The 26,292-nt window shown below is 57.2% G+C and carries 22 protein-coding genes and 1 other RNA gene; 6 read left to right on the forward strand and 17 right to left on the reverse strand.

Features of this window, described 5'->3' with window-relative positions; genetic code table 11:
* Window positions 1-4 precede the first annotated feature (4 nt).
* Complete coding sequence (locus ACKXGA_RS04485; protein WP_423730180.1) at window positions 5-922, reverse strand: RluA family pseudouridine synthase; 918 nt, start codon at window positions 920-922, stop codon at window positions 5-7.
* A gap of 105 nt (window positions 923-1,027) precedes the next feature.
* Between ACKXGA_RS04485 and rnpB the strand changes: the two genes are divergently transcribed.
* The 4 genes from rnpB to ACKXGA_RS04505 all read left to right on the forward strand — a co-directional run bounded on the left by rnpB (window position 1,028) and on the right by ACKXGA_RS04505 (window position 5,575).
* An RNA gene (rnpB, locus tag ACKXGA_RS04490) (RNase P RNA component class A) lies at window positions 1,028-1,365 on the forward strand.
* Window positions 1,366-1,548: 183 nt separating this feature from the next.
* On the forward strand, window positions 1,549-3,483 hold the full coding sequence (locus ACKXGA_RS04495; protein ID WP_423730181.1) for an NAD(+) synthase: 1,935 nt from the start codon (window positions 1,549-1,551) through the stop codon (window positions 3,481-3,483).
* Window positions 3,484-3,486: 3 nt separating this feature from the next.
* On the forward strand, window positions 3,487-3,843 hold the full coding sequence (locus ACKXGA_RS04500; protein WP_117504707.1) for a NusG domain II-containing protein: 357 nt from the start codon (window positions 3,487-3,489) through the stop codon (window positions 3,841-3,843).
* Window positions 3,844-3,868: 25 nt separating this feature from the next.
* Window positions 3,869-5,575, forward strand: a complete 1,707-nt coding sequence (locus ACKXGA_RS04505; RefSeq protein ID WP_423730182.1) for an LCP family protein — start codon at window positions 3,869-3,871, stop codon at window positions 5,573-5,575.
* An 80-nt stretch (window positions 5,576-5,655) separates the two neighbouring features.
* Here ACKXGA_RS04505 and ACKXGA_RS04510 read toward each other — a convergent pair whose 3' ends face one another.
* Window positions 5,656-6,135 carry a hypothetical protein gene (locus tag ACKXGA_RS04510; protein ID WP_179859179.1) on the reverse strand — a complete coding sequence of 160 codons (480 nt, stop codon included), beginning with the start codon at window positions 6,133-6,135 and terminating at the stop codon, window positions 5,656-5,658.
* Window positions 6,136-6,304: 169 nt separating this feature from the next.
* Window positions 6,305-7,483, reverse strand: coding sequence for a phosphopentomutase (locus ACKXGA_RS04515; RefSeq protein WP_005931044.1), 1,179 nt, complete (start codon window positions 7,481-7,483; stop codon window positions 6,305-6,307).
* A 326-nt stretch (window positions 7,484-7,809) separates the two neighbouring features.
* Here ACKXGA_RS04515 and pyk point away from each other — a divergent pair, with 326 nt between their 5' ends.
* The gene (pyk, locus tag ACKXGA_RS04520) at window positions 7,810-9,558 is read left to right on the forward strand and encodes a pyruvate kinase (RefSeq protein WP_097770350.1); all 1,749 of its coding nucleotides are present in this window, start codon (window positions 7,810-7,812) and stop codon (window positions 9,556-9,558) included.
* 17 nt (window positions 9,559-9,575) lie between these two features.
* A complete protein-coding gene (locus ACKXGA_RS04525; RefSeq protein ID WP_423730183.1) occupies window positions 9,576-10,028 on the forward strand; it encodes an S-ribosylhomocysteine lyase in 453 nt (150 codons plus the stop codon).
* An 85-nt stretch (window positions 10,029-10,113) separates the two neighbouring features.
* On the opposite strand, the gene gpmI is transcribed toward ACKXGA_RS04525, so the two are convergent.
* The 14 genes from gpmI to ACKXGA_RS04595 all read right to left on the reverse strand — a co-directional run bounded on the left by gpmI (window position 10,114) and on the right by ACKXGA_RS04595 (window position 26,262).
* Entirely contained in the window at window positions 10,114-11,640 is a 1,527-nt protein-coding gene (gene gpmI / locus ACKXGA_RS04530; RefSeq protein ID WP_423730184.1) for a 2,3-bisphosphoglycerate-independent phosphoglycerate mutase, read from the reverse strand.
* Window positions 11,641-11,737: 97 nt separating this feature from the next.
* A complete protein-coding gene (gene tpiA / locus ACKXGA_RS04535; RefSeq protein ID WP_005931061.1) occupies window positions 11,738-12,508 on the reverse strand; it encodes a triose-phosphate isomerase in 771 nt (256 codons plus the stop codon).
* Window positions 12,509-12,709: 201 nt separating this feature from the next.
* Complete coding sequence (locus tag ACKXGA_RS04540; RefSeq protein WP_097773591.1) at window positions 12,710-13,918, reverse strand: phosphoglycerate kinase; 1,209 nt, start codon at window positions 13,916-13,918, stop codon at window positions 12,710-12,712.
* A 267-nt stretch (window positions 13,919-14,185) separates the two neighbouring features.
* The gene (locus ACKXGA_RS04545) at window positions 14,186-15,634 is read right to left on the reverse strand and encodes a flippase (RefSeq protein ID WP_373098636.1); all 1,449 of its coding nucleotides are present in this window, start codon (window positions 15,632-15,634) and stop codon (window positions 14,186-14,188) included.
* Entirely contained in the window at window positions 15,635-16,618 is a 984-nt protein-coding gene (locus ACKXGA_RS04550; RefSeq protein ID WP_423730185.1) for a glycosyltransferase family 2 protein, read from the reverse strand.
* Window positions 16,619-16,631: 13 nt separating this feature from the next.
* Window positions 16,632-17,588 carry a glycosyltransferase family 2 protein gene (locus ACKXGA_RS04555; RefSeq protein WP_423730186.1) on the reverse strand — a complete coding sequence of 319 codons (957 nt, stop codon included), beginning with the start codon at window positions 17,586-17,588 and terminating at the stop codon, window positions 16,632-16,634.
* 11 nt (window positions 17,589-17,599) lie between these two features.
* Entirely contained in the window at window positions 17,600-18,748 is a 1,149-nt protein-coding gene (locus ACKXGA_RS04560; protein WP_423730187.1) for an EpsG family protein, read from the reverse strand.
* Between the two features lie 12 nt (window positions 18,749-18,760).
* Window positions 18,761-19,759, reverse strand: a complete 999-nt coding sequence (locus ACKXGA_RS04565; protein ID WP_423730188.1) for a glycosyltransferase family 2 protein — start codon at window positions 19,757-19,759, stop codon at window positions 18,761-18,763.
* Between the two features lie 15 nt (window positions 19,760-19,774).
* Window positions 19,775-20,749 carry a glycosyltransferase family 2 protein gene (locus ACKXGA_RS04570; protein ID WP_423730189.1) on the reverse strand — a complete coding sequence of 325 codons (975 nt, stop codon included), beginning with the start codon at window positions 20,747-20,749 and terminating at the stop codon, window positions 19,775-19,777.
* Window positions 20,750-20,758: 9 nt separating this feature from the next.
* Window positions 20,759-21,862, reverse strand: a complete 1,104-nt coding sequence (locus tag ACKXGA_RS04575) for a glycosyltransferase family 1 protein (RefSeq protein WP_181967100.1) — start codon at window positions 21,860-21,862, stop codon at window positions 20,759-20,761.
* A 2-nt stretch (window positions 21,863-21,864) separates the two neighbouring features.
* A complete protein-coding gene (locus tag ACKXGA_RS04580; protein WP_117476035.1) occupies window positions 21,865-22,869 on the reverse strand; it encodes an NAD-dependent epimerase/dehydratase family protein in 1,005 nt (334 codons plus the stop codon).
* The gene (locus ACKXGA_RS04585) at window positions 22,866-24,317 is read right to left on the reverse strand and encodes a sugar transferase (RefSeq protein WP_117476034.1); all 1,452 of its coding nucleotides are present in this window, start codon (window positions 24,315-24,317) and stop codon (window positions 22,866-22,868) included. Before ACKXGA_RS04585 ends, ACKXGA_RS04580 begins: the two co-directional genes overlap by 4 nt.
* Window positions 24,318-25,146: 829 nt before the next feature.
* A complete protein-coding gene (locus ACKXGA_RS04590) occupies window positions 25,147-25,482 on the reverse strand; it encodes a hypothetical protein (protein ID WP_117476033.1) in 336 nt (111 codons plus the stop codon).
* A 468-nt stretch (window positions 25,483-25,950) separates the two neighbouring features.
* Entirely contained in the window at window positions 25,951-26,262 is a 312-nt protein-coding gene (locus ACKXGA_RS04595; protein ID WP_117476032.1) for a hypothetical protein, read from the reverse strand.
* Window positions 26,263-26,292 lie beyond the last annotated feature (30 nt).

Consider the following 26,292-nt stretch of genomic DNA (forward strand, 5'->3'; position numbering starts at 1 on the left):
ATTTTCATATTTCAGCGTCCAGCAATGCCCGCATATCCTCGGGCAGGGGGCTCTCCACTGCAACGGTGCGGGCGTGTTCCTCCACCGGCATTTCCAGCCGGATGCCGCCGGGCACCTCGGTGTAAGCCGGCACCCGGAAACTCTGCCGGGCACAATGGAGCGCCTGCCGGGCAATGCGGTCTCGATGCCCGCCGTAAAGGTCGTCTCCGGCCAGCGGGTGGCCTATGGATGCAAAGTGCACCCGGATCTGATGGGTGCGGCCCGTCACGGGAACACAGGCGGCAAGGCTCAGGCCCTGCGCTGCCTTTAATATGGTATACTCGGTGCGGCTGGGCTTGCCCTCGGGGGTCACACACCGCCCGATGATGCTGTCCCCTCTCCGGCCAATGGGGGCATCGATGACTCCGGGACCAAGGGGCAGTTCGCCCTCTACAATGGCGTAATAGAGCTTTTCCACGCCCTCGGCCAGCAGGGGTGCGGCATAGCCGTTCTTTGCGGCCAGCACCAGCCCGCTGGTGTCTTTATCGATCCGGTTCACCGGGCGGAACACCGGGCTTTCGCCGTGGGCAGCCGCCCAGGCGGCATAGCCGTTTGCCAGGGTATCCCGGGGGTAGTTCAGGGTGGGGTGGACCGCCAGATGGGGCGGCTTTTCCAGCACCACGGCAAAGGCATCCTCGTAAACGACCCTGACCGGGATCTCAGGCTGGGGCTCCACACCGGGGCCGTCGGCGGGCAGCGAAAAGCGGATCACCTGCCCCGCCTGCACGCGGCGGTTGGCCAGAATGGGCACATCGTCCGCAAAAAAGCCGCTGCCATGGAATTTGACCGCCCGGGCCAGCTCCGTGGAGACGGCACACCGGCGCAGAAAGCCGCGCAGCAGCACGCCATCGGCTTCGGGCGGGACATTGAAAAGCAGCTGCATCCTTTGTTCCTCCCAAAAATTTCACGCCATATTTAGATTTATTATACCAAATTTCATCGTCACTTGCAAATCTTGTTTTTTTATGGTATCATGGGGAACGGAAAACGAGTGGAACATACGGCGGCGGGGCGGCTTTGACCGCTCTGAGGAAAGTCCGGGCCTCACAGAGCACGGTAACTGCTAACGGCAGCCGAGGGTGACCTCAGGGAAAGTGCAACAGAAAGGAAACCGCCGCAGCAATGCGGTAAGGATGAAAGGGCGAGGTAAGAGCTCACCAGCGCATGGGTGACTATGCGGCTTTGTAAACCCTACCGGAAGCAACGCCTATATGGGACGTACAGCGCTGCTCGCGTGTCCCGAAGGCGGCACGAGCCTGTCAGCAATGGCAGGCCTAGACAGATCGTCGTTTAATACAGAACCCGGCTTACGGTCCATCTCGTTTTCCATTTGGTGTATCCACAGGGGGTTGTTAGAACCCTTCTTTGCCCCACCGTCAGGCGCAGGGACAGAGAAGGTTGATAACAGCCCTCTTTTCGTTTTGGCCAGAGTGTGGTATACTATCCTCACCACGGGAGCACAGTTGTTCGCCGTGGGCAAACAAGAGAGACAGGATGTGAAATCCTCCGATGAAAGATGGTTTTTTGAAAGCAGCAGCCCTCTCGCCCGCGCTTCGGGTGGCGGACTGCGCCTACAACACCCGGCAGATCCTCACGGAGCTGCGTGCCGCCGCCGCCCGCGGCGTAAAGCTGGCCGTGTTCCCCGAGTTCTGCCTGACTGGCTATACCTGCGGCGACCTGTTTTTGCAGCGCACCCTGCAGCAGGGAGCCCTGACCGGCCTGCAGGAGCTGCTGGATGCCAGCCGGGAGCTGGACACCGTGGCCCTTGTGGGCCTGCCCCTGATGGTACGGGGCAAGCTGTACAACTGCGCTGCCGTGTTCTGCCGCGGGCAGCTACTGGGTCTGGTTCCCAAAACGTACCTGCCCAACTACGGCGAGTTCTATGAAAAGCGGCAGTTCACCCCCGGTTCCACCGAGGTGGAGTGGGTGAATGTCTGCGGGCAGGATGTCCCCTTTGGCACCTCCCTGCTCTTCCGCTGCCGCCAGATGCCCAGCTTTGTGCTGGGCGTGGAGCTCTGCGAGGATCTGTGGAGCGCGCTGCCGCCCTCCACCTTCCACGCACTGGCAGGCGCTACCGTCATCGCCAACCTTTCGGCCAGCGATGAAACGGTAGGCAAGGCTGAGTACCGCCGGGCACTGGTGGAAAACCAGTCTGCCCGCCTGCTCTGCGGCTACCTGTACGCCTCGGCAGGCCACGGCGAGAGCACCCAGGACATGGTGTTCGCAGGCCACGACCTGATCGCCGAGAACGGCACCCTGCTGGCCGAGGTGAAGCCCTTTGCAGGCGGCCTTGCCGAGACAGAGCTGGACTGCCAGCGGATGGAATCGGAGCGAGCACGCAACACCAGCTTTGAGCCCAGCACCGAGGGCTACCAGACCGTGGAGTTCGACCTGGCCCTGTCCGACACCGTGCTGACCCGCTGGGTAGACCCCACCCCCTTTATCCCCCACAACGAACAGCTGCGTGCCGAGCGCTGTGAGCTGATTTTGAAGATGCAGGCCGATGGCCTGGCCAAGCGTCTTGAGCACGCCCGCGCCAAAACAGCCGTCATCGGCATTTCGGGCGGTCTGGACAGCTGCCTTGCCCTGCTGGTGGCTGTCCGCGCCATGAAACAGCTGGGCCGCCCCACCACCGATGTGCTGGCCGTGACCATGCCCTGCTTTGGCACCACCAAGCGCACCCGCAGCAATGCGGAGATCCTCTGTGACGAGCTGCACGTCAGCTTTACCGAGATCGACATTGCCGCCACAGTGCACAGCCACTTCCGGGACATCGGCCAGGACGAGAGCGTGCTGGACGTGACCTATGAAAACGGTCAGGCCCGCGTGCGCACCCTGGAACTGATGGACACTGCCAACCGCACCGGCGGCCTGGTGGTGGGCACCGGCGACCTTTCCGAGCTGGCCCTGGGCTGGGCCACCTACAACGGCGACCACATGAGCATGTACGGCGTGAACGCAGGCGTACCCAAAACGCTGGTGCGCCACCTTGTCCGGTACGAAGCCGACATTGCCGCCACCCCGGCCCTGAAAGAAGTGCTGCTGGACATCCTCGACACCCCTGTGTCCCCCGAGCTGCTGCCCGCCAAGGACAACGGCGAGATCGCACAGCGCACCGAGGATCTGGTGGGCCCCTATGAACTGCACGACTTCTACCTTTATTATGTGCTCCGCTTCGGCTTTGGCCCGGCAAAGATCTTCCGGCTGGCCAGGGCAGCCTTTGCAGGCCGGGAGGAATACCCGGACGCGGTGCTTTACAAGTGGCTGCGCAACTTCTACTGGCGGTTCTTTGCCCAGCAGTTCAAACGCAGCTGCCTGCCCGACGGCCCCAAGATCGGCAGCGTGACCCTCTCGCCGCGCGGGGACTGGCGGATGCCCAGCGATGCCTGCGCCGCCCTGTGGCTGGCCGAGCTGGAACAGCTGTTCCCCCAGAAGGATGCCTGAGCCATGAAACAGAAAAAAAATCTCTGGGTCAATTTACTGTTCGCCGCTGTTGTTCTGGTGATCGCGGGGGTGCTTTTTTACCTCCGCAGTGCCGGGCAGAGCGGCAGCACCCTGGGCGCGGAGCTGATCTACGGCGACGCGAACACGGTGCAGAAGATCTCTCTGGACAAGGATGCCGTCTATGACATCGACACCGGCTATCTGACGGTGCACATCGAGGTCAAAGACGGCGCGGCACGGTTCATTGATTCCCCCTGCCCTGACCACATCTGCGAAAGCTTTGGCTGGATCTCGCAGGAGGATCAGACGGCCACCTGCCTGCCGGCACGGGCCGTTCTTACCATCGTGCCCCTTGCCTGAGGACATGTCAAAAAGGAGAATTCCTATGTTTGATGAAACTTCCCGTTCCCATATGGACGATGACAGCACCCGGCATATCCACCGGGGCCACCGCCCACCGGAAGAAAAAACCGTGGAGGTGGACAGCGCGGCCTTTTTTGCGCCGGAAACTGCCGCCCCCACCCCGCCGCCTGCACCGCCCAAGCCGCCGAAGCATACCGGCGGGCCTGCCCCGGAGTCAAAGCCCCCCCGCCGCAAGCCGGATGCGGATACCGGCGCGGCCAACCCGAAACGAGGTACTGTTTTGCTGATCGTACAAGCCATTCTGAGCATTGCGGCCTTCTTCCAGCTCTGGCGCACCCAGATGCTGCCCGCGCTGTATCTGGTCATCATTGTGGCGCTGCTGGTGCTGTTCTGGCTGCTGGTCAAGCGCTGCCAGGAGTACAGCGCCCCCCGCAAGGTATCCCGGGTGTTCTCGGTGTTCCTGTGCGCCTTTCTGGCGCTGGGCTGTGTCTGGGCGCAGCAGGGCCTGAGTGCACTGGACAACGTGACCTCCGGCCTTGTCACCGGCACCGAGGCCAACAAGATCACCAAGGAGCCCTTTGTGGTCTATCTGAGCGGCGTGGACAACCGCGGCGAACTGACTGAAAAGGCCCGCAGCGATGTGAACATTCTCGCCGTGGTCAACCCCTCCACCAAACAGGTGGCGCTCATCAACACCCCCCGCGATTACTACGTTGATCTGGCGGGCACCAACAGCAAGGACAAGCTGACTCATGCCGGTCTGTACGGCGTGGAGACCAGCATGGCAACCCTGGGCAACCTGTACGGGGTCAATGTGGACCAATACCTCCGCATCAACTTTGCGGGCTTCATCAGCATCATCGATGCCGTGGGCGGCGTGGATGTCTACTCCGATCAGGCGTTCACCTCGGTGGGCAGCCCCGGCTATTATGATCCCACCACCTTTGCCGAGGGCTGGAACCATCTGGACGGCAAGAGCGCTCTGGCCTTTGCCCGTGAGCGTCACGCCTTTGCCTCCGGCGATATCCAGCGCGGCATCAACCAGATGAAAGTCATCGATGCCATGATGAATAAGATCAAATCCCCCACCGTGCTGATGAGCTTCTCCAAGCTGATGGATGCTGTGTCCGACTGCTTTGTGACCAGCCTTTCTCAGGAGCAGATCTCCGCACTGGTGCGGATGCAGCTGGCAAGCCTGTCTGACTGGGACATCCAGAGCTATACCGTGACCGGCACCGGCGGCAAGAGCTCCCAGTGCTACTCCGCAAAGGGTCAGAGCCTCTATGTGATGAAGCCGGATGAGAACTCCGTCAGCCAGGCCAAGGAACTGATTGCATCCGTTCTGGGCGGCGAGGGCACCGTGAGCGATACCCAGCAGACCCCTGAAAAGACCGAGGTATACACCCCCACGGCTGACCCCAACGCGGGCACCTCTGTGGAGGAATCGCCCGACAGCGTCATTGTGGAGGAACCTGCCGAGAGCGTGCCTGCGGAACAGCCTGCCGATGAGCAGCCCGCAGAACCCACCCCCGAAGCGCCTGCCGAGAGCGAGGCTTCCACCGAAGCACCTGCTGAGAGTGAAGCCAGCAGTGAATCCACCGGCGGAGCAGAAGCACCTTCTATCTCTCTGCCCACGCAGGAGCAGGTGGAATCTGCTGCCAACTCCCTGCATCAGGCCGCTTCCACCGTGCTGGATGCCCTGTTCGGCTCCAGCAGCAGCGGAGAATAAAACAGGATAAAACAGCACAAGCCCCGGGCCTTGCAAAAGGTCCGGGGCTTGTTGTCTGCTGATTTTACAGGGAAGCGCGATTACTCAGCGTCGCCCAGCTCAAAGGTCTTGACAGAGACAGTGCCGTTGCGGCCAGCCTTGTCGGTGCGCAGATACTGGCGGGTGGTCTCGCCGTTGCTGGTCACGTCAGCAACATAGATCTGCTCGGCCTCGGCCTCGATGGGGAACTCCTCGGCCATGCCCTTCATGGGCAGAGCGCTCAGGTCTGCGTAAGCGTCCTTCACCTTCCACAGCTTCATGGTGTCGCCGTTGGACAGGGTGAACTCGCCGTAGCAGTCAGCGGAGTAGGTGGTGCCGTTCACGTCCAGATCCTCGGTGCTGACAACGCTGGCGGCAGCGGCCTCGCTCTCGGCAGCTTCGCTGGAAGCGGCCACAGAGGAAGCAGCCTCGCTGGAAGCAGCGGAGGATGCGGTGGAAGATGCACTATTGGAGCAGCCAGTCATGGCAACAGCCAGCACAGCAGCGGTCAGTGCCAGCCCCAGAGTACGATTGATTCTCATGTGATAGTCTCCTTCTATTCTGAAACCATATCAATTCCTGCGCCCGGCGTAAACCTTGTACGCACCGGGCGTGCATGTGCTAGTCTACCACAACTGACTATATTGTTCAAGACTTTGCACAAAAAATAACCCTCTCCGTCACGCGGGCGCGTGACGGAGAGGGCCGATATTACTTCAGGATCTCCTGCAGCACGCTGTGGCCGTCCAGGCTGGAAGCATCCACGCCCAGATATTCACACACGGTCTGTGCAATGGTGCCAAAGCAGAGCCGGGTGCCCAAATCCACACCGGGCTTCACGCCCTTGCCGCAGACCAGATACGGCACATACTCGCGGGTATGGTCGGTGGTCTTGGTGTAGGAGGGGTCGCAGCCGTGGTCGGCGGTGATCATCAGCAGGTCGCCCTCCCGCATCCCGGGGATGAAGTCGGCCAGGAAGCGGTCAAATTCGGTGGCGGCGGCGGCATAGCCGGGCACGTCGCGGCGGTGGCCGTAGAGCATATCAAAATCCACCAGATTCACAAAGGCCAGACCCTCGAAATCCCGGGTCTGCAATGCCTTGGTGAAGGCGATGCCATTGGTGTTGCCGGTGGTCTTGATCTTTTCGGTCACGCCCTGCCCGTCAAAGATATCAAAGATCTTGCCCACGGCGATGACATCCCTGCCGGCCTCCTTCAGCAGGTCGAGCATGGTGGCACGGGGCGGCTTCAGGCTCAGGTCGTGGCGGTTGGTGGTGCGGTAGAAGGTCTCGGCGCTGCTGCCCAGGAAGGGCCGGGCGATGACACGGCCCACGCCGTACGCGCCCTTCAGCATCTCGCGGGCGATCTCGCAGTAGCGGTAAAGCTCGTGCACGGGCACCAGCTCCTCGTGGGCAGCCACCTGGAACACGCTGTCGGCGCTGGTGTAGACGATGAGAGCATTTTCCTTCATGGCCTGCTCGCCGTAGTCCTTCAGCACCTCGGTGCCGGAATAGGGCAGATTGCAGAGGACTTTGTGGCCGGTTTTTGCCTCAAACTCCTGAATGAGCTCCTCCGGGAAGCCGTTGGGGAAGGTGGGCAGCGGGTTCGGGCTGACCACACCGGCGATCTCCCAGTGGCCGATGGTGGTATCCTTGCCCATGCTCTGCTCCTGCAGGCGGGCAAAGGCACCGGCGGGCGCGTCGGTCTTTTCGCCCGCAGTCACACCGTCAATGTTGAACAGGCCCAGCTTTTTCAGGTTGGGGCAGTTGAAATTGGGATGCCCTGCAATGGCCCCCAGCGTGTTGGTGCCCTCGTCGCCAAAGGCGGCTGCATCCGGCTCCGCGCCGATGCCAAAGCTGTCCAGTACGATCAAAAATACACGCTTTTCCATATGTTTTCACTCCATTTTCCTCCGGGCTGCCCCGGAACAGTCGCACTTTTGCTTACCCTCATTATAAGCAAATCCCGCCGGTTATGCAAGCGCTTTGTGGTGGAAAGTTTTTTGTTCAAACCTGATGAAATCTTAGCAGTTTCTTTGCAAAGATTTTTCTTGCGCTATTGTATCCAAGAGCTTATAATGTATAGTGGTATGGTTTGTTGAAACAGCCATATTGGCGTATACTGCCGCCGCGGGCGCAAAGCAATCACTGCCCGCCAGAGAGCAGCCAGCTTGGGCTGCTGCGTCAAGATATATAGCGTGAACGTTGGAGGTATTTTATGAGAAAAACGAAGATCATCTGCACCCTGGGCCCTTCTACCGATAAGGGCGATGTCCTGCGCGACCTGATCGCAAACGGCATGAACGTGGCCCGTTTCAACTTCTCCCACGGTTCCTACGAGGAGCACGGCGGCCGTCTGGCAAAGCTGAAAGCTCTGCGTGAGGAGCTGGGCAAGCCCGTTGCCGCCCTGCTGGACACCAAGGGCCCCGAGATCCGCCTGAAGGAGTTCAAGAACGGTGTGGAGATGCTGGAAGCCGGCCAGACCTTTACCCTGACCACCCGCGAGGTGGAGGGCACCAAGGAGATCTGCTCCGTCACTTACAAGGATCTGCCCCAGGACGTGCAGCCCGGCGGCACCATCATGCTGGACGACGGCCTGATCATGCTGCACATTGAGCAGGTCACCGACACCGACATCATCTGCACCGTGCTGAACAGCGGCAAGATCAAGACCAAAAAGGGTGTCAATGTGCCCGGCGTGCATCTGTCCATGCCCTACCTGAGCCAGAAGGACCGTGAGGACATCATCTTTGGCGTGCAGAACGGCTTTGACTTCATCGCCGCTTCCTTTGTGCGCACCGCACAGGATGTGTACGACATCCGCAACCTGCTGAATGAGTACGATTCCAACATCCGCATCATTGCCAAAATCGAGAACCGCGAGGGTGTGAACAACATCGACAGCATCCTCTCCGCAGCCGATGCCGTCATGGTGGCCCGTGGTGACCTGGGCGTTGAGATCGACTTCACCGAGCTGCCCGGCATCCAGAAGGACATCATCGACCGCTCCTTCTCCTTCGGCAAGCCCATCGTCACCGCCACCCAGATGCTGGACAGCATGATGGTCAACCCCCGCCCCACCCGTGCTGAGATCTCCGACGTGGCAAATGCCATCTACGATGGCACCTCCGCCATCATGCTGTCTGGTGAGACCGCTGCCGGTGACTACCCCGTGGAGGCCCTCAAGACCATGTCCGCCATTGCAGAGCGCACCGAGAACGAGGAGCACTACCGCCCCCAGCGCCACGCCGAGATCCAGATCAGCGTCAGCGATGCAACCGCTCATGCTGCCTGCCTGACCGCCAAGGACGTGAACGCTGCCGCCATCGTCACCGTGTCCGAATCCGGCAACACCGCCCGCCTGCTGAGCAAGTACCGCCCCAAACAGCCCATCATTGCCTGCGTCATGGACGAGCAGGTGCAGCGTCAGCTCTCCCTGAGCTGGGGCATCACTTCCCTGCTGATGGGCCCCGCCCACAGCACCGATGAGCTGATCGAGATGTCCACCGCTCTGGCCGAGAAGAACGGCTACCTGCACAACGGCGAGCTGGCCGTTGTGACCGCAGGCGTGCCCGTGGGCGTTTCCGGTACCACCAACATGATCAAGATCCACATGGTGGGCAACTGCCTGGCCACCGGTGTAGGTGTGGGCCGCGGCAAGACCGATCTGGTCTCCGCCAGCGGCAAGGCCTGCGTCTGCCGCACTCTGGAGGAGGTCAAGGCAAAGTTCCGCCCCGGCATGGTGCTGGTCGTTCCCTCCACCACCAACGAGATGCTGGGCTATGTCCGCGATGCCGCCGCTCTGGTGGTCGAGGAGCCCGGCCTGAACAGCCACGCTGCCATCGTGGGCAACTCCCTGCTCAAGCCCACCATCGTGGGTGCTGCAGGTGCCTGCAGCCACATCCGCGATGGCCTGGATATCGCTGTGGATTGTGCCCACGGCAGTGTCCAGCGCCTGCAGGCCTGATCCTGAAGGAGAACATCATGGAACGCATTGCAAGCTTCTGTGTCGATCACACCAAACTGGACCGGGGCATGTACCTGAGCCGCCAGGACGGTGATGTGCTGACCTGGGACATCCGGATGAAGAAGCCCAACCAGGGCGATTACCTGACCACCGGTGCCGCCCACACGCTGGAGCACCTGTTTGCCACCTACGCCCGCAACAGCGCGGTGAAGGACGGCGTGATCTACGTTGGCCCCATGGGCTGCCGCACCGGCTTCTACCTGCTCACCCGCGGGCTGACTCCGGCACAGGCATTGGCGCTGACCGTGGATTCCTTCCGCTTCATGGCCGCCTTTGAGGGGGATATCCCCGGTGCCAGCGAGGTGGAATGCGGCAACTACCGCGATATGGATCTGCCCGCCGCCAAGGCCGAGGCAGCTGCCATGCTGCCGGTGCTGAAAGCACTGACCGCTGACCAGCTGCACTACTAAGCGATACAGCAAAAGACCTCCCCATGCAGGCAGCACCTGCACGGGGAGGTCTTTTTGCGTTTCAGGAAAGCGATTTGCGGAGTGCTTACTCCACGATGATGCTCTTGCCGGTCATCTCAGCGGGGACAGGCAGGCCGATATAGGGCAGCATGGTGGGGGCGATATCTGCCAGGCAGCCGCCCTCGCGCAGCTTCACATCGCCGCAGCCAACGGCCACAAAAGGCACCACGTTGGTGGTGTGGGCGGTGAAGGGAGTGCCGTCCGGGTTCATCATCTTCTCGGCATTGCCGTGGTCAGCCGTGATAAAGGCGCAGCCGCCTGCGTTCAGCACAGCGGTGACCACCTGATCCACAGCGGTATCCACAGCCTCAACGGCCTTGACAGCGGCATCGAACACGCCGGTGTGGCCGACCATGTCGCAGTTGGCAAAGTTCAGGATGACCACATCGTACTTGCCGCTCTCGATGCGCTTGACGCACTCAGCAGCCACCTCAGGGGCGCTCATCTCAGGCTGCAGGTCGTAGGTAGCAACCTTCGGGCTGGGGATGACGCAGCGGTCCTCACCCTCGTAGGGAGCCTCCACACCGCCGTTGAAGAAGAAGGTGACGTGAGCGTACTTCTCGGTCTCGGCAATGCGCAGCTGGGTCTTGCCGTTCTCAGACAGGTACTGGCCCAGAACGTTCTTCAGCTCCACGGGAGGATAGGCGACCTCGCAGTTGGGCATGGTGGCATCGTACTCGGCCATGCAGACATAGTTGACCTGCTTGCGGCCGCCGCGGCGCTCAAAGCCCTTGAAGTCGTCATCGCAGAAGATGCGGGTCATCTGGCGGGCACGGTCGGGGCGGAAGTTCATAAAGATGACGGTATCGCCATCCTGCACGCGGCCGCCCTCACAGGTGACGCAGGGCAGAACGAACTCGTCGGTCTTATCGGCAGCATAGGATGCCTCAATGGCCTCGGCAGCGTTGGCAGCGTGGTTGCCCTCACCGTAGACGAATGCGGCATAAGCCTTCTCCTCGCGGTCCCAGTTGTTGTCGCGGTCCATGGCGTAGTAACGGCCGGAAACGCTGGCGATCTTGCCAACGCCCAGCTCGTCCAGCTTGGCCTGCAGGTCAGCCAGGAAGCCCTTGCCGGCGTGGGGGTCGGTATCACGACCATCGGTGATGCAGTGCAGGTAGACTTCCTTTGCGCCCATGTGCTTTGCCATTTCCAGCACGCCGAACCAGTGGTCAGCGTGGCTGTGGACACCGCCGGTGCCCACCAGGCCCATCAGGTGGATGGCCTTGCCTGCCTCAATGGCAGCCTTCATGTTCTTGACCAGCACGGGGTTCTTGAACATCTCACCATCCCGGATGGACTTGGTGATGAGGGTCAGCTGCTGGTAAACGATGCGGCCAGCGCCCATGTTGGTGTGGCCCACCTCAGAGTTGCCCATCTGACCATCGGGCAGGCCGACAGCCATGCCGGAGGCCTCGATGGTGGTCATGGGATATTTTTCCATCAGGGCATCCAGATGGGGGGTCTTTGCGGCGACCACGGCATTGCCGTAGGTCTCGTTGGGCACCCAGCCAAAGCCATCCATGATGCACAGAAGTACAGGTTTCTTGGACATAACGTTGAATCTCCTTTGATTTAGAACAAATAGCGCCCGGCACAGCGCTGGAAAAACGGCGCAGCCGGGCGCTGGGAAAACAGGTCAGAGGGCTTTCTCAGCCGTTGGAAGCGGCATTGACGATAACAGCAAAATCAGGAGCCTTCAGAGATGCGCCGCCGATCAGGCCGCCGTCCACATCCTTCTTGCTCAGCAGCTCCTCGCAGTTCTTGGCGTTCATGCTGCCGCCGTACTGGACCGTGACAGCCTCGGCCACAGCCTCGCCGTACACTTCGCCAATGACCTTGCGGATCTGAGCGCAGACCTCCTCGGCCTGGTCAGCGGTCGCGGTCTTGCCGGTGCCGATGGCCCAGATGGGCTCGTAGGCAATGACCACATTTGCCATCTGCTCGGCGGTCACGTCGCGCAGGGCGATCTTGGTCTGCATCCGCACCAGCTCCTCGGTCACGCCCTCCTCGCGCTGCTGCAGGCTCTCGCCCACGCAGATGATGACCTTCAGGCCCGCATTCAGGGCAGCCAGAGCGCGCTTGTTCACGGTCTGGTCGGTCTCTGCAAAGTACTGGCGGCGCTCGGAGTGGCCGACGATGACGTACTCCACACCCAGATCCACCAGCATATCGGCGCTGATCTCGCCGGTGAACGCACCGGACTTCTCAAAGTGGACATTCTCAGCACCCACATGGATGTTGGTGCCCTTGGTCTTTTCCACAGCGGTGACCAGATCGGTGTAGGGGGTGCAGATAACGACCTCACAGGAAGCATCCTTGACGGCGGGGATCAGCTCGTCCACCAGCTTGGCTGCCTCAGTGGCGGTCTTGTTCATCTTCCAGTTGCCTGCAATGATTGCCTTACGCTTTGCCTTATCCATTCTAACGATCTCCTTATCACAAAATACCTCCCCGCTGCCTTCGGTGCCGCCTCTCCCGGCAGGAGAGGCAGGATAAACGACATCTCCTGCCTCCCGGATGGGAGCTGGCGAGCGTCGGCAAGCCTGAGAGATCTTATTACCCAAAATAAAAAGTGCGGCGGCGTATATGCCGCCGCACCTCAGTGATGCTGGTTCAGATGCTTATGCGTTCTGGATCACAGCGATACCAGGCAGCTCCTTGCCCTCCAGATACTCCAGAGAAGCGCCGCCGCCGGTAGAGATGTGGGTCATCTTGTCGCCCAGGCCCATCTGCTGCACAGCTGCTGCGCTGTCGCCGCCGCCGATCACGGTGGTAGCATCGCTCTCAGCCATAGCCTTGGCAACAGCCAGAGTGCCGGCTGCCAGGGTGGGGTTCTCGAACACGCCCATGGGGCCGTTCCACACCACGGTCTTGGATGCCTTGACAGCATCGGCAAACAGCTTCATGGTCTCGGGGCCGATGTCGCAGCCCTCCATGTCAGCAGGGATGGCAGTGACAGGCACCACAGTGACATCCACGGGAGCGTCGATGGGATCGGGGAAGTCCTTGATGCAGGCTGCATCCACGGGCAGCAGCAGCTTCACGCCCTTCTCCTTGGCCTTGGCCATCATTTCCTTGCAGTAATCCAGCTTGGTATCGTCGCACAGGCTCTTGCCGACCTCGTAGCCCTGTGCCTTGACGAAGGTGTAAGCCATGCCGCCGCCGATGATCAGGGTATCGACCTTCTCCAGCAGATTGGAGATGACGTTCAGCTTATCGGCGACCTTAGCGCCGCCCAGGATGGCGGTGAAGGGACGGACGGGATCGTTGACTGCGTTGCCCAGGTACTTGATCTCCTTCTCCATCAGGTAACCGACAGCGGTATCCTTGATGTAGTCGGTGACACCTGCGGTGGAGCAGTGTGCACGGTGGCAGCTGCCGAATGCATCATCAACGTATGCATCTGCCAGAGAAGCCAGCTCCTGGCTGAACTCAGGCATGTTCTTGGTCTCTTCCTTGCGGAAACGGGTGTTCTGCAGCAGAACGACATCGCCGTTGTTCATTGCGGCAACAGCAGCCTTTGCGTTCTCGCCCACAACGTTATCGTCATCAGCGAACACAACGGTCTTGCCCAGCTTTGCGCTCAGAGCCACAGCAACGGGTGCCAGGCTGAACTTTGCCTCGGGGCCGTTCTTGGGTTTGCCCAGGTGGCTGCACAGGATGACCTTAGCACCATCGTTGACCAGCTTCTGGATGGTGGGCAGAGCCGCATTGATGCGGTTCTCGTTGGTGATCACGCCGTCCTTCATCGGGACATTGAAATCGCAGCGGACAAGGACCTTCTTGCCGCAGTAATTCTGATCGTCGATCGTTTTCTTACCTAAACCCATGGTAACAAACTCCTCTCAAATTCTTTTCGTTCGGAATCGAATTTTGCTCTTCATCGGGGGCCGCGCACTGCGAACTTCCCCGTACATCCTTATTATAAACAAAAAGCGTGTGTATTGCAAGGATGGGGGATGGATAATTTATTAACAAACATTTGTTGCAGAAGCAAAGAAATGTGGTGATTTTGCCGGAACGCACCAAAAAGCGCCGTTTTTTCGGAAAAAGACCCGCCGCAGAGAGTGTTCGCCCCCGCAGCGGGTCCTGTCCATTCAGGATATTTTCCGGAACTTCTGCTTCGCTTTTTCCAGATATTCCAGCACCAGCGGATTTTTCATGCCCAGCAGGATGACCGCGTATGCTGCCACTGAGCCCAGCACTGCCGCCAGAATGCAGATGAGATTGGGCAGAGCCAGTGCCTTGACCCCGGTACAGACAAGAACGATACCCGCACAGCCGCAGAGCACCGAGCCAACGGTGCGCCGGTCAGCTGAGACCGTGACCAGGCCCCTGGAGCAGCGGATACAGAGCATCATGGAGCACAGCTCTGCCAGCAGGGTGGTAAAGGCTGCCGCATTCTCCCGGAACCGCGGGATGAGCAGGATGTTCAGCCCCACGTTCAGCAGACCGCTGACCAGCGTGATCCAGAACAGTTCCTTTTCTCTTCCGCAGGGCAGAAGCGCGCAGGAATTGTACAGCCAGCCAAACAGACAGACGATCAGGGCAAGGCTCAGGATCTGCAGGGGCATCACCGCGTCCAGATAGCTTTCCCCGGAAATAAAGAGGACAACCTCCCGGCTGAGGGCAAACAGTCCCACCACAGCCGGAGCCACCACCACGATGAGCGCGTTGAAGATATTGTTGAACAGCTTGTTGAAGTTTGCCTTGTCCCCCACGCCCGCATAATGGGACAGCCGCGGGATAGACACCACCAGCACCGCCGAAAGCAGGTTCTTTACAATGCCATAGATCTTACCCGCCACCGAGTAAATACCTACATTGTAATCTGTTCCCAGAATGCCCAGAATCGTGGTATCCGAGCTGACATAAAGGGTCGTTGCCAGCGTGGATGCAAAGATGATGAGGATGGGCTTGAGGTGCTTTTTCCAGTCGATCTTTCTTGTCAGCCGGATGGTGCAGTACCGCCGGGCCCGGAAAAAATTGAGCACATTGGCACCTACCGCCGCAAATACCGTGATGCCCGCATAGATGCAGTAGTCATCCCGGGTCTTGACGAAGGCAAACAGCATGAAAATGGACAGCACCTGAAACAGCAGACCCCGGATGGTGATATAGGTATACTCCTCAAAGATCGTGAACACCCATTCGGTGCCGATGGTCGTAAAGAAGATTTGTAAACTCAGCACCAGCATCAGGTCGGTATAGGCATGGAGCTTTGTCCAGAAAAGCATCGTCACCGCCAATGCCGCATAGGTCAGGGCCGTGGAGATCATGTTGATGGAGAACATCTCCGAGGCAAAAGCCGACAGTTTTTCCCGGTCATTCACATAGCGGGAACCCTCACGCACCGCATAGGAGGAGATGCCAAGGCCTGCAAACAGCAGAAAATACCCGCAGACGGAGCTTGCAAAGTTCACCTTGCCCAGGTTTTCCACCTGAAGAACATTGGAAGCGTAGGGGAATGTGATGAGCGGGAAGATAATATTCATCAGTGTCTTGAACGCACTCATTGCTGCATTCAGACTGAGGGATTTTTTCATTCAGATCTCCACTTCGTAAGTTTTTCTGGCCTGTTTCTTTTTCAGCCAGCTGTTCCAGAGCAGATACGAATACAACGTTTTTATAAAATACCGATACTGCCCTGCACGAAGCCAGCCTAGCAGAAGGGGGCCGGCATTTCTCTTAAACTCCCGTTCCGCTTCGGCACACGCCTGCTCCATAAAAGCATCATCCTTGCAGTATTTCACCACAATTTCTCTGCACCGGAGCGCATATCCGGCCCGTGCAGACCGATACACGAACGGTTCATCTGCAAACACTTCACAGATACGCCGCCATGCCTTCAGCTCTGTCAGTTTTCCTGCCGAATAATGCCCGCTCGTCACCGAGTCATCATTGACATAGTAATAGTAAAGCGCCTTGTCGATGCAGGCAATTTTTTCTGCCTTTCGGATACATTTTGCAAGAAACAGCGTATCCTCACCAATTTTTAAGTCAGTATCGAACACAACATCTTGTGTGACCGCACGGCGGTAAAGCGCACCCCAGCACACTGTATGTGCCTTCCGGCTGTTCCAGTCATATCCTCTGACCGGCATAACACTGACTCTCTCCGTCTCATCGCTCTTCGTCTGCGTTCGCCCGGTCGTGCCCAGAAGATCCAGACCGTAGCAATAAGCAATCTCCGCACCGGTCTCATCCAGCACTCTTTTGAGCCGTTCTATGCACTCGGCGTGGAGTGAATCATCCGGATCAGCAAAAGAAATCAGCGTGCCTGTACTTTTTTCCAATCCCAGATTTCGCGCAGAGGAAACACCTCCGTTTGGCTTGTGGTATATCTTGATCCGCAGATCTTTTTCCGCGTAACGCTGGCAGATGGCAAGGGAGTTGTCTGTTGACCCATCATCCACCAGAATGATCTCCAGATCCCGATAGGTCTGACCAAGGATGCTGTCCAGACATTTTTCCAGATACTTTTCCTTGTTATAAATCGGCACAATGATACTGACGGTATCGTTCAGCACAAATTATCCTCCCTTATTTTGCCGCCGGGCCGTTTTTCAGCAGGAACAGTTTTGCATACAGCCTCCGGCTGCATCTGAGCAGCTGATACTTCCGCTGGCTGCTGGTGCAGAGCAGCTTTGCTGCCGCCGGGTCACACTCCTGCAGAAAGGCCTCCATCTTTGCGCGGCGCACCGTGTCCTGCATCAGATACGGATAGCAGTGCTCCACCACGCTCAACATGGCGGCATCATTTTCTGACATTCCCGGGTACGCTTCCTTGATGGCCCGATATTTCTGATAGCCCATATCCAGCTTATCCTCGTAGAACTTCATGTTCCTGCGGTGAAGGATGCTGTCCGGGCGCTGATAGTAATAATACAGCGGCACCGGGCGGTACGCGACCTTGCTGCACTGCCGAAAAATGCGATATGTCGTGCCCTGATCTTCCATCATCCGCCCCAGCGGATAGCGCACCTCCCGGAACAGCTCCCGCTTGTAGAGCTTGTTCCAGGCAAAATCCCCCAGCTCATCCGAGACAAGGGTGCTGCGGATGGCCTCCCGGCCTGTCATACACTGCACCGGTACGGTGAGTTCAGCTGGGGCAAGCTCTTCCTCCCGTTCAAACGTTCGGAAGCCCACCACAGCCACGTCCGCATCCTGTTCCTGCAGGTCACGGCAAAGCGTTTCCAGCATCCGGCTGTCCAGAAAGTCATCACTGTCCACAAAGCAGAGATATGTTCCCTGTGCCAGTTCGAGCCCTGTGTTGCGTGCTGCAGAGAGTCCCCCGTTTTTCTGGTGGACTGCCGTTACACGTTCTTCCTGTGCAGCATATTCGTCGCAGATGGCTCCGCTGGCATCGGTGGAACCATCATCCACCAGCAGGACCTCAAGATTCCGATAGGTCTGGTGCAGGATGCTGTCCACGCAGCGGCGGAGATATCGCTCCACATTGTAGACTGGAACAATGACACTGATCAGCTCTGTCTCCATGTTCAGTTCCCTCAGAAGAATGTTTCTCTGCCGATGTGGAGGATCTCCGAGGTGTACGGGCAAATGGCATTGTTGCCCTGAATATACGCCTGATAGATCCAGATGATGACCAGCATTCCCCACATGGCAGCCTTCAGCAGCTTGCGCAGACGCTCATCCTCCACGCACTTGACCACACGGCCAATGGCGAGATAACGGAAGAACGCAAAATACAGGCAGATGCGGTAGAGCGGCACATTGATGTTGCGCAGCTGGGCCGTTGCCATCTCGATCAGGATCATCACGATCCAGAAATCGGCATCCGAGCGGGTAAAGCGGCGATGGCCCGTCCCTTCTTCTTTGGCGTACCAGCGGTACAGCACAATGGGCAGGATCAGGAAGGGCAGACGCACAATGATGGGATTCAGCGTGAAGCCGCCCGCATTGGCATCATAATAATATCCGTAAAGTCGATCAATGAAATCAACATTCAGGGCCAGCCTGACCACAGCCTTGCTGAAGAAGGCAAGGTAAACCGAAAATGCCGCCAGGCCACCCTTGACCCACCAGTTGTCGAAATGCTGAAGCAGGATATAGATCAGCAGCGCACCAAACGAGATAAAGGTGGCATTGTGGAACAGGCAGGAAACCGCCAGCAGTAGGACCGCCCAGTGATACTTTTTCTTCCACGCAAAGCTGAACGCCAAAAATGCCACACCCAGCGCCACAGACTGCCGCTCGGCATTATAAGTATCGCCATAATACAGGCAGAGGTAAGCCAGCCAGCCATAGGGCACGGAGACATACTCCTTATACTGCACCAGCCCGATCATAAACAGGCCGCAGGCCAGCAGGTCCACCATAAAGTAGAGCCAATGGACATCACCAAAAACATGTGCCGCCAGATAGACCAGCGTCATAAACAGCGGCTCTGTTTTGTGCCGCTGCCGGATGCAGGCCAGCAAACCATCCTGCAGCTTTGCATCCGCCACCCATCCCTCATACACCACGCTGTCCGTGCCAATGGACGGGTCCCGCAAGCCTGCCAATACCGCCATCACCAGCACCGCCAGCGCCAGGCAGAGATAAAAGCCCTTCTCGTTGTTTTTCTTCGTCCGCAGGTGCTCGCCATAGGCGGCAATGCCCACAGAAACCGCAAAAGCCCCCAGATAAATCAGCATAACTTCTCCATTTTATTTTTCGACTGTGTGTTTATTTTTCCATTCTCCCAGCCCATAAACGGCATAAAACAGCCGCTTGCTGATCAAAAGTGTTTCCACCTTGATCCGGTCTGCTCTTTTGGCCCAGGGCCGCCGGGCAAGCGCCCGGTGTTCCTGCACAAAGCGGCAGATCCGTGCCTGAGCCTCCGGATAGCTGGCAAAATCGCCATCCAGAATGCCCTTCAGTGTCTTCAGGTATGTAACCAGCTGCAGATATTCCGCTTCTGCTTTCAGCATTGGAACCGTTTCTGCAATAAAATGGGTCACATCCTCGCCCACATCCAGAATGACCAAATTCTTCTCGGCAATGCCGCTCTTCATGGTCGAACCGGTATGGATGCGGTAATCGTACATCGGTTCCGGAAACACTTCCACTTTTGCACAGCGGGCAATGGCCCGGTACATCACCGCATAGTCCTCGTACAGAATGCCCACAGGAAACTGCAGATCTCCCCAAACCTCCCGCCGGAAGAAAACGCCGCCTGCCCCATGCCCGATGCCCTGGTGCAGCAGCATCCGGCGCATGGTCTCTTCCCGGTTCAGCAGCTCTGGGATCTGGTGCGGATTTTCCGTCCGCCCCTCCGGCTGCTCTGTCGAGAACATCTCCAGCGGGGTAAGGGCCGCGTCAGCACCATCTGCCTCACAATGCTCCACGAACTGGGCAAGGGCCGTGGAGCGGATCAGGTCATCGCTGTCCAGCAGGTAAAAATATTTTCCCTGCGTCTGTTGCAACCCAACGTTCCGGGCATCAGACTGCCCCCCATTGGGCTTATGGAACACCCGGATGCGGCCATCCTCCACAGCCAGTTCATCACAAAGCTCTCCGCTGCCATCGGTGGAGCCGTCATCTACCAAAAGCAGCTCCCAGTTCTGGTAACTCTGCGCCTGCACGCTCTGCACACAGTCCCGCAGATACGGATAAACATTATAGACCGGCACAATGACCGATACAAGCGGTTTTCTTTCCTCCAACCGGATCCCTCCACTTTACTTTTTTCCACGCCACTGCGTTTTTTCATAAACCCGTCGGGTCATGGCATAGCCGCTGTAGGAAAGCACCGCCGCCAGCCGGGCCTTTTTGCGGGCCTGCGGATCCAGCAGAACGTTCCGGCGGTATTTTTTCACTTCCTGCCAGAGAGCCTTCTCTATTTTTTCATGCTGCCTGTCCCGGATCTGGAACAGAATATTGCAGACATTGCTCAGATAGCGGCATTCTGCCGCACGGCTCAACTGGGGGAAATCACGCTTCACATTTTCCATCAGCGCGTGGCAGTGCCGCACACTATCCAGCTTTCTGGGGTTGAAGGCCATATTCTGGATGCTGCTGCCCCGCTGGAAATAATAGTAATCCCGGTTTGCGATATGTGCCGCCTTATGGGCACGCTTTGTCACCTCGTAGGCGACCGGAATATCCTCATAGAGCTTGCCCACCGGGTAGCGCACGCCCTCAAACAGTGCACGCTTATAGAGCTTGGTGGGGGTGGTCACCTCCATGCCCTCCTGATACAGGATGCGGCGCAGGCATTCCTCCCGACTCAGGATCTCGAATGCTTCCAGACGCTCTGTGGGCACGGACTGCACCGGCTGGCCCTCGAACACCTCTTCAAAACAGCTGGCTGAAAAATCCGCTCCCGCCTGCTCCAGTGCCCGGTACAGGTTCTCGATGTAATAAGGTGACACCCAGTCATCGCCATCCACAAAAGAGAGATATTCCCCCTTTGCTGCGTCCACACCAGCGTTGCGGGCATCGGACAGACCACCATTTTTCTTGTGGAGCACCCGCACCCGGGCATCCTGTGCAGCATATTCATCACAGAGGGTCTCGCTGCCATCGGTGGAGCCGTCGTCCACCAGCAGCAGCTCCATGTTCTGATAGCTCTGCCCCAGCAAGCTGTTCACACAGCGGTTCAGATATGGCTTTACATTATAAACAGGAACGATGATGCTTACCAAAGAGTCCATCTTATCTCCTCATTTCAGCAGGTCGAAGTAAAACTCTTCCAGCTTCTTCGCTTCGGTGACGATATCAAAGCCGCCTGCCCGCATCTCGGCAGAGGTATCCCGCCGCCGGCCATTTTCTGCAGCCCGGATCGCCGCATCCGCCCAGACTGCCGGGCTTTCCTGCAAGCTCAGGTACTGCATCTCGGGCAGGACCTGAGCCTCCTGCGGCACCTCTGTGGAACAGATGATCGGCAGTGCCGCCGCCTGTGCTTCGATCAGCACGATTCCAAGCCCCTCATACCGCGAGGGCAGAACAAAGGCATCCATGGCCTGATAAAACTTTGCGGGATCGCTCTGTCGGCCCAGAAAGCGGACATTCCTTTGCAGCCCCAGCGCCTCCGCTTTCCGGCGGGCAGTGGCCTCGTTTTCCCCTTCTCCGATCAGCAGTAAAACGGCATCCGGCCGTTGCTTGCAGACCTCTGCCATTACATCCAGCAGAAATTCGTGATTTTTGGCATAGCAGAACCGCCCGACATGGCCCAGCACCAGTTCATCCTCCAGGCCAAGCTCCTGCCGGACGGCTTTCCGTTTGGCGGCATCATAAGTAAAGCGGTCGAGCTCAATGGCATTGTTGAACACACGGAAAGGCTTTTCACCATAAAGCCAGCTGCCTGCCGTTCTGGAGCAGGCACAGAGCCGGGTGGGATACACTGTGGCAAAGGGACGGAGCAGGTACTTCATCACATTTTTTGCCCCTTCTCCCCTGCCCACCGTAGAATGGTTATGCGCGATCCGGTTGGGCACCCCTGCACGCTTTGCCCCCCAGAGGGAAAGCACGCTCAGGGTGTTCATGTGGGAGTGAACGATCTGGTACCCGTTCTGACGGAACAGCCGCCCGATTTCCCGTTCATACTGCGGCAGGTGGGTATATTTTGGCACCACATACACCCGGCCCCCCAGCCGTTCGATCTCTTCCCGCTGGGGCAGGGTCGAGCCTTCCAGCGCGAAAAAATCAAACTGAACTCTGGAACGGTCCATGTGGCGGTAGTAGTTCATCACCACCATCTCCACACCGCCGTAGTTCATATCCGTCATCATCTGGGCCACACGGATGGGCTGTGCATTCTGCTCCATGGTCATACCAGCTCCTTGCGGTCACAATCCTCGAACCAATCCCGGAAGCTCTCCTCCAGCGTATAGTGGAACTTGTAATCGGTGGCGGCCAGCTTCCTGCCGCAGACATTGGTGGATACCATCAGTTTCCGGACACGGGCGGGATGGATGCCCACCTTTTTGCCCCCGATGGGTCCCAGAATGCCCGCCGCAAACAGCAGCAGTCCGGCGGGCACCAACGGCACATGGCGGTGCAGGCCGGTCGCCTTCTGCATTGCATCGCAGATCTCTTCAATGGTATAGGCCGGCTCGTAGGTACAGTTATAGATCTCTGCTCCGGGGAAGGAATGATCCAGCATCCGGTACTTGAAGAAGCGCACCAGCTCCTTGACGTAGATGCACGCCTTGATGGTGTCCTTCCGGCCGGCATAAAAAAAGTAGCCCTTCTTCTGCCCCCTGTACAGGCGGGTCATGTTGCCGTGCTCCCCTTTGCCATAAACGATGCCTGGCCGCACGATAGTCAGCTCCCGGGCCGGATCACGGGCCTGCCAGATCTGGTGGATCTTTTCTGCCACCAGCTTGCTGATTCCATACGGCGTGTTGGGAGTTGGCAGAGTCTCCTCCGTCTTAAGGTCCTCAGACGCGCCATAGGGTGCAATGGAGCTGGTGAACAGGATCTTCCGGATGCCGTATTTTTCCGCAAATGCGGTCACATTTTCCGCGCCCCGGATATTTGTTTCAAAATAAGCTTCTTCCGGGTGGCCGGGGGTGCGGTGGACCGCTGCCAGATCAAAGATCACATCCTCCGGAGTCGGAACGAACTCAAAATCGATAGGCTTGCGCACATCCAGCCGGATATACTGCACCCCATCGTTCTTTTCCACAACGCCCGGCACCACGCCCTCTTCCCCGGGCATCACAAGATCCAGGTCGTAGATCACGTCGCCGGGTCTGACGCATTCCCTCAGCAGCAAATGAATGAGATGGGTGCCGATAAAACCGGACCCACCAAAAAGAATATAATTCATTTTGCCCCTTTCCGGTCAAACACAACGCCCACCGTCCTGAACAGCAGGTAGATATCCATCCAGATGGACCAGTTGTCGATGTACTGGACATCCAGCTTGACCACTTCTTCAAAATCATCAATATCGCTGCGGCCGCTTACCTGCCACAGGCCGGTAATTCCCGGCTTCATGGAAAGGCGGCGCTTGTGATGGCTCTCGTACTGCCGGTACTCATCCAGCGTGGGCGGGCGGGTACCCACCAGGCTCATGGAGCCCCGCACAACGTCAAAAAACTGCGGCAGCTCATCGATGCTGGTGCGCCGGATGAAGCGGCCCACCCGGGTGATCCGGGGGTCATCTTCCATCTTGAACATCAGGCCGTTCATTTCGTTCTGGGCCATCAGCTCCTTTTTGCGTGCCTCCGCGTCCACATACATGCTGCGCAGCTTGTGGATGTAGAACACACGTCCATTCCGGCCCACCCGGCGCTGCTTGAAGATCAGCGGGCCGGGGCTTTCCAGCTTGAGCGGAATGGCCACCAACGCAATGATGGGGATGCTGATGATACACCCCACGATGCCACCTACGATATCCATGGTCCGTTTCAGCACCTGATCCCGCAGCTTGAGTTCCACCGTGCCCATCGTCACAACATTGCCGCCCGCACAGCGGCTCAGTTCCCGGCTGATGCGCACCGCACTGGTCTCATCGCAGCAGGCTTTTTCGATCCGGTCCAGCACCGGCAGGCGGAAATGGACCGTCAGACCCATGCTCTCCATCTCCTCGAGGTAGGGCAGCATATTTTCCTCGCTCTCCTGCGCAATATCCAGATACACTTCATCCAGCGCTGCCTGCCGCAGCCAGTCCATGAAATTATCGAAGTTGGCCTCGATCTTCACCCCATCGATCTCAGTGTAAAGCTGCTCCGGGGCAGCTTCCAGAATGGCAAGGCCGGTCACACGCTTGGACCAGTCCTTTTTCAGTTCTTCCAGAATAGGGCTTGCGTTTTCCTGCGTGGTCACCACCCCCACAAGACTCTGGATTCCCTTGGTATAGCGGGAGCGCACCAGCATCTTTTTGAGGACAGCATGAGCGCCCGTCATCACAAAGACATCGATGACGGGCACAAACACCAGAAAATAGCGGGAGTGCAGCATGGGAGCCTTGGTCAGCGCCAGACAGGCCGCATCAATGAGGGTCAGCAAAAAATTGAACCGCACCGCAATCTCAACTTCACGGATCGGAGTGCGGTTCACGATATTCTCGCTCTGATCAAATGTAAAAAAGGTCAGAATATAGGCCAGCAGCAACAAGAAACAGGCCTCTACCAGATCGTCCAGCTGGAAGTCCCCCATCTTGTGCAGGACACCTGCGGTCAGCCCCCACGCCAGCCCAATGCTGAGAACCAGAGAGAGCAGATCAATCAGAAACAGGTATCCATACTGCAGTTTTTCACGTTTCGTAATCATACTGTTTCGTTGTCTCCATTTATTTTTACCATTTTATCATATCGGGAGAAGGGTTGCAATAGATGGAGGTCGAATGCAGCACTGCTTTTGTCGGATCACTGCGAATGGATCATGCCATTTTACGAAAGCGCCTTATCGCACCCAAAATGGTCAGCAAAAAGCGCCCTTTCTCTCGCATCACACAAGAGAAAGGGCGCAGTCAAGCTTTATTCAGCCCGGGAAGAACTTCAATCAGCAGTTCTCAGCGAAGTACTTAATGGTACGGACCATCTGAGAGGTGTAGGAGTTCTCGTTGTCGTACCAGGACACGACCTGAACCTGATAGGTGTCGTCGCAGCTGCGCTGAATTTTTGCACTTTTCCAAGTAGTTCTTCACAGTTTTGTAACAACAGTTACAGTACCAGAACATACCGTTGTCGTACCAAAAGCGGTTTGTTCGCACCAAAATTATATCACGTTTCAGCGTCATTTGCAAGGATTTGATTTGTTTCACTTCTGGCCTGCATTTTTCAAATTCTAACGTATATTTTTACAACATTCCACGGTTCGAGCGCCTGAGGCCTACGGCTTCCGCCGGGGCAGCAGCTCTCCCAAGCACTCTCCTCAGAAGCTCTATGACAGCTAGATTGCCAACATGTTCCTGCTGATTAACTGAAATTTCTCCGGACGTGATTTTGAGCCATGGTGTGGGAAATGTAGCCGTTTATGTTTGATATAGAACAATTCTATTCATTCCGAGTCACATCAATTACCATTTATATAAGAAAACCGCGTGAACTGCCAGAACTTTAGCTCTACGCTCCGACTGATTCACACGGCTCTAAAATATTTATTTCAGCTTTGCGAGGATCTCATCTGCCGTCATACCGGATGCCAGCAGTTTCTTCAGCACATCCTCAGCTTCAACCTTCTTAGCAGCTTCGGCAGCTTTGGTTTCGGCTTTGACCTTTTTAGCTTCAATTCTGGCGATTTCTTTGTCGATAGTTTTCAGCTCGGCTTTCTTGGTTTTCAGGTCTGCTTTCAGAGTGTCAATATTCGCAGCGATCGATGCAATTTCGGCGGCAGCAGCCTCCTTTGCGGACTGCTTTTCAGCAATCTGCGCAGCAAAGTCAACGGTTGTTTTTACGGTCTTGGGCTTGTTCTTGCTACCTTTGGGACGGGGCATATGGGACACCTCCAATGTTTTTTGATGGCTTCAGTATAACACTCGTTTTTTATGTTCGCAAGAGGTGCATTTGGTGGAATAAAAATATAATTTGATTCAAGCAATGTGAAGGGGGTGCTCAACTGCACCCGGCAACAAATAATATTTGTTTATATCTTCTACTTCTGCTTTTGACGCGCTTTAGTAGGTTTGCCGCGTAGATATCTCTGTCAACTATTGCGTTAGAAATTTTCAAGTCGCTTCAGCTTTGCAAGGATCTCGTCCGCGCTCACGCCGCTTGCCGACATTTTCTCAGTTTCCCTTTCACAGGGATAACGATCTTATCTTATACAACAGATCCACTGAACGAATTTTGAACATTTATTAAACCAATCTGAGGCTGGAGACTCAACTCTTTTATAATTGATATTTCTCTTTTCCTGTTTAGTTCATCGTTTCCCTTTGCCGTCAAAATATGTCCCGATATTCCTACATCCGGCTCCACTTTTTTATATATCCCGCACTTTCGAGTTCTTCTATGTATGCATTAAACTTTTCTTTGGATATGCCTAATATATGCTCATCAATAAACCGTTCTCTCTGAATTGTTCGCAAGAGTGCCCTGTAATAATCCAAACTGCCGTCGATACGTTTGCGCGGAATATAAGGCTTTTCAATATCGGGTAACAGCAGCGTCTCGCCATCTACACACATGCCAGTAATATATCTTTTATAAACATAAGACAAAACCGTATTTTTGCTGCAGCTCCACTTCTTTGCCGCCTCATCAATAGTAATCATCTGAAGCCCTCTAGTATCAATTCAAATCTA

Origin of the sequence: Faecalibacterium hominis (ex Afrizal et al. 2022) (assembly GCF_049545105.1) — a bacterium.
GTDB lineage: Bacteria > Bacillota > Clostridia > Oscillospirales > Ruminococcaceae > Faecalibacterium > Faecalibacterium duncaniae.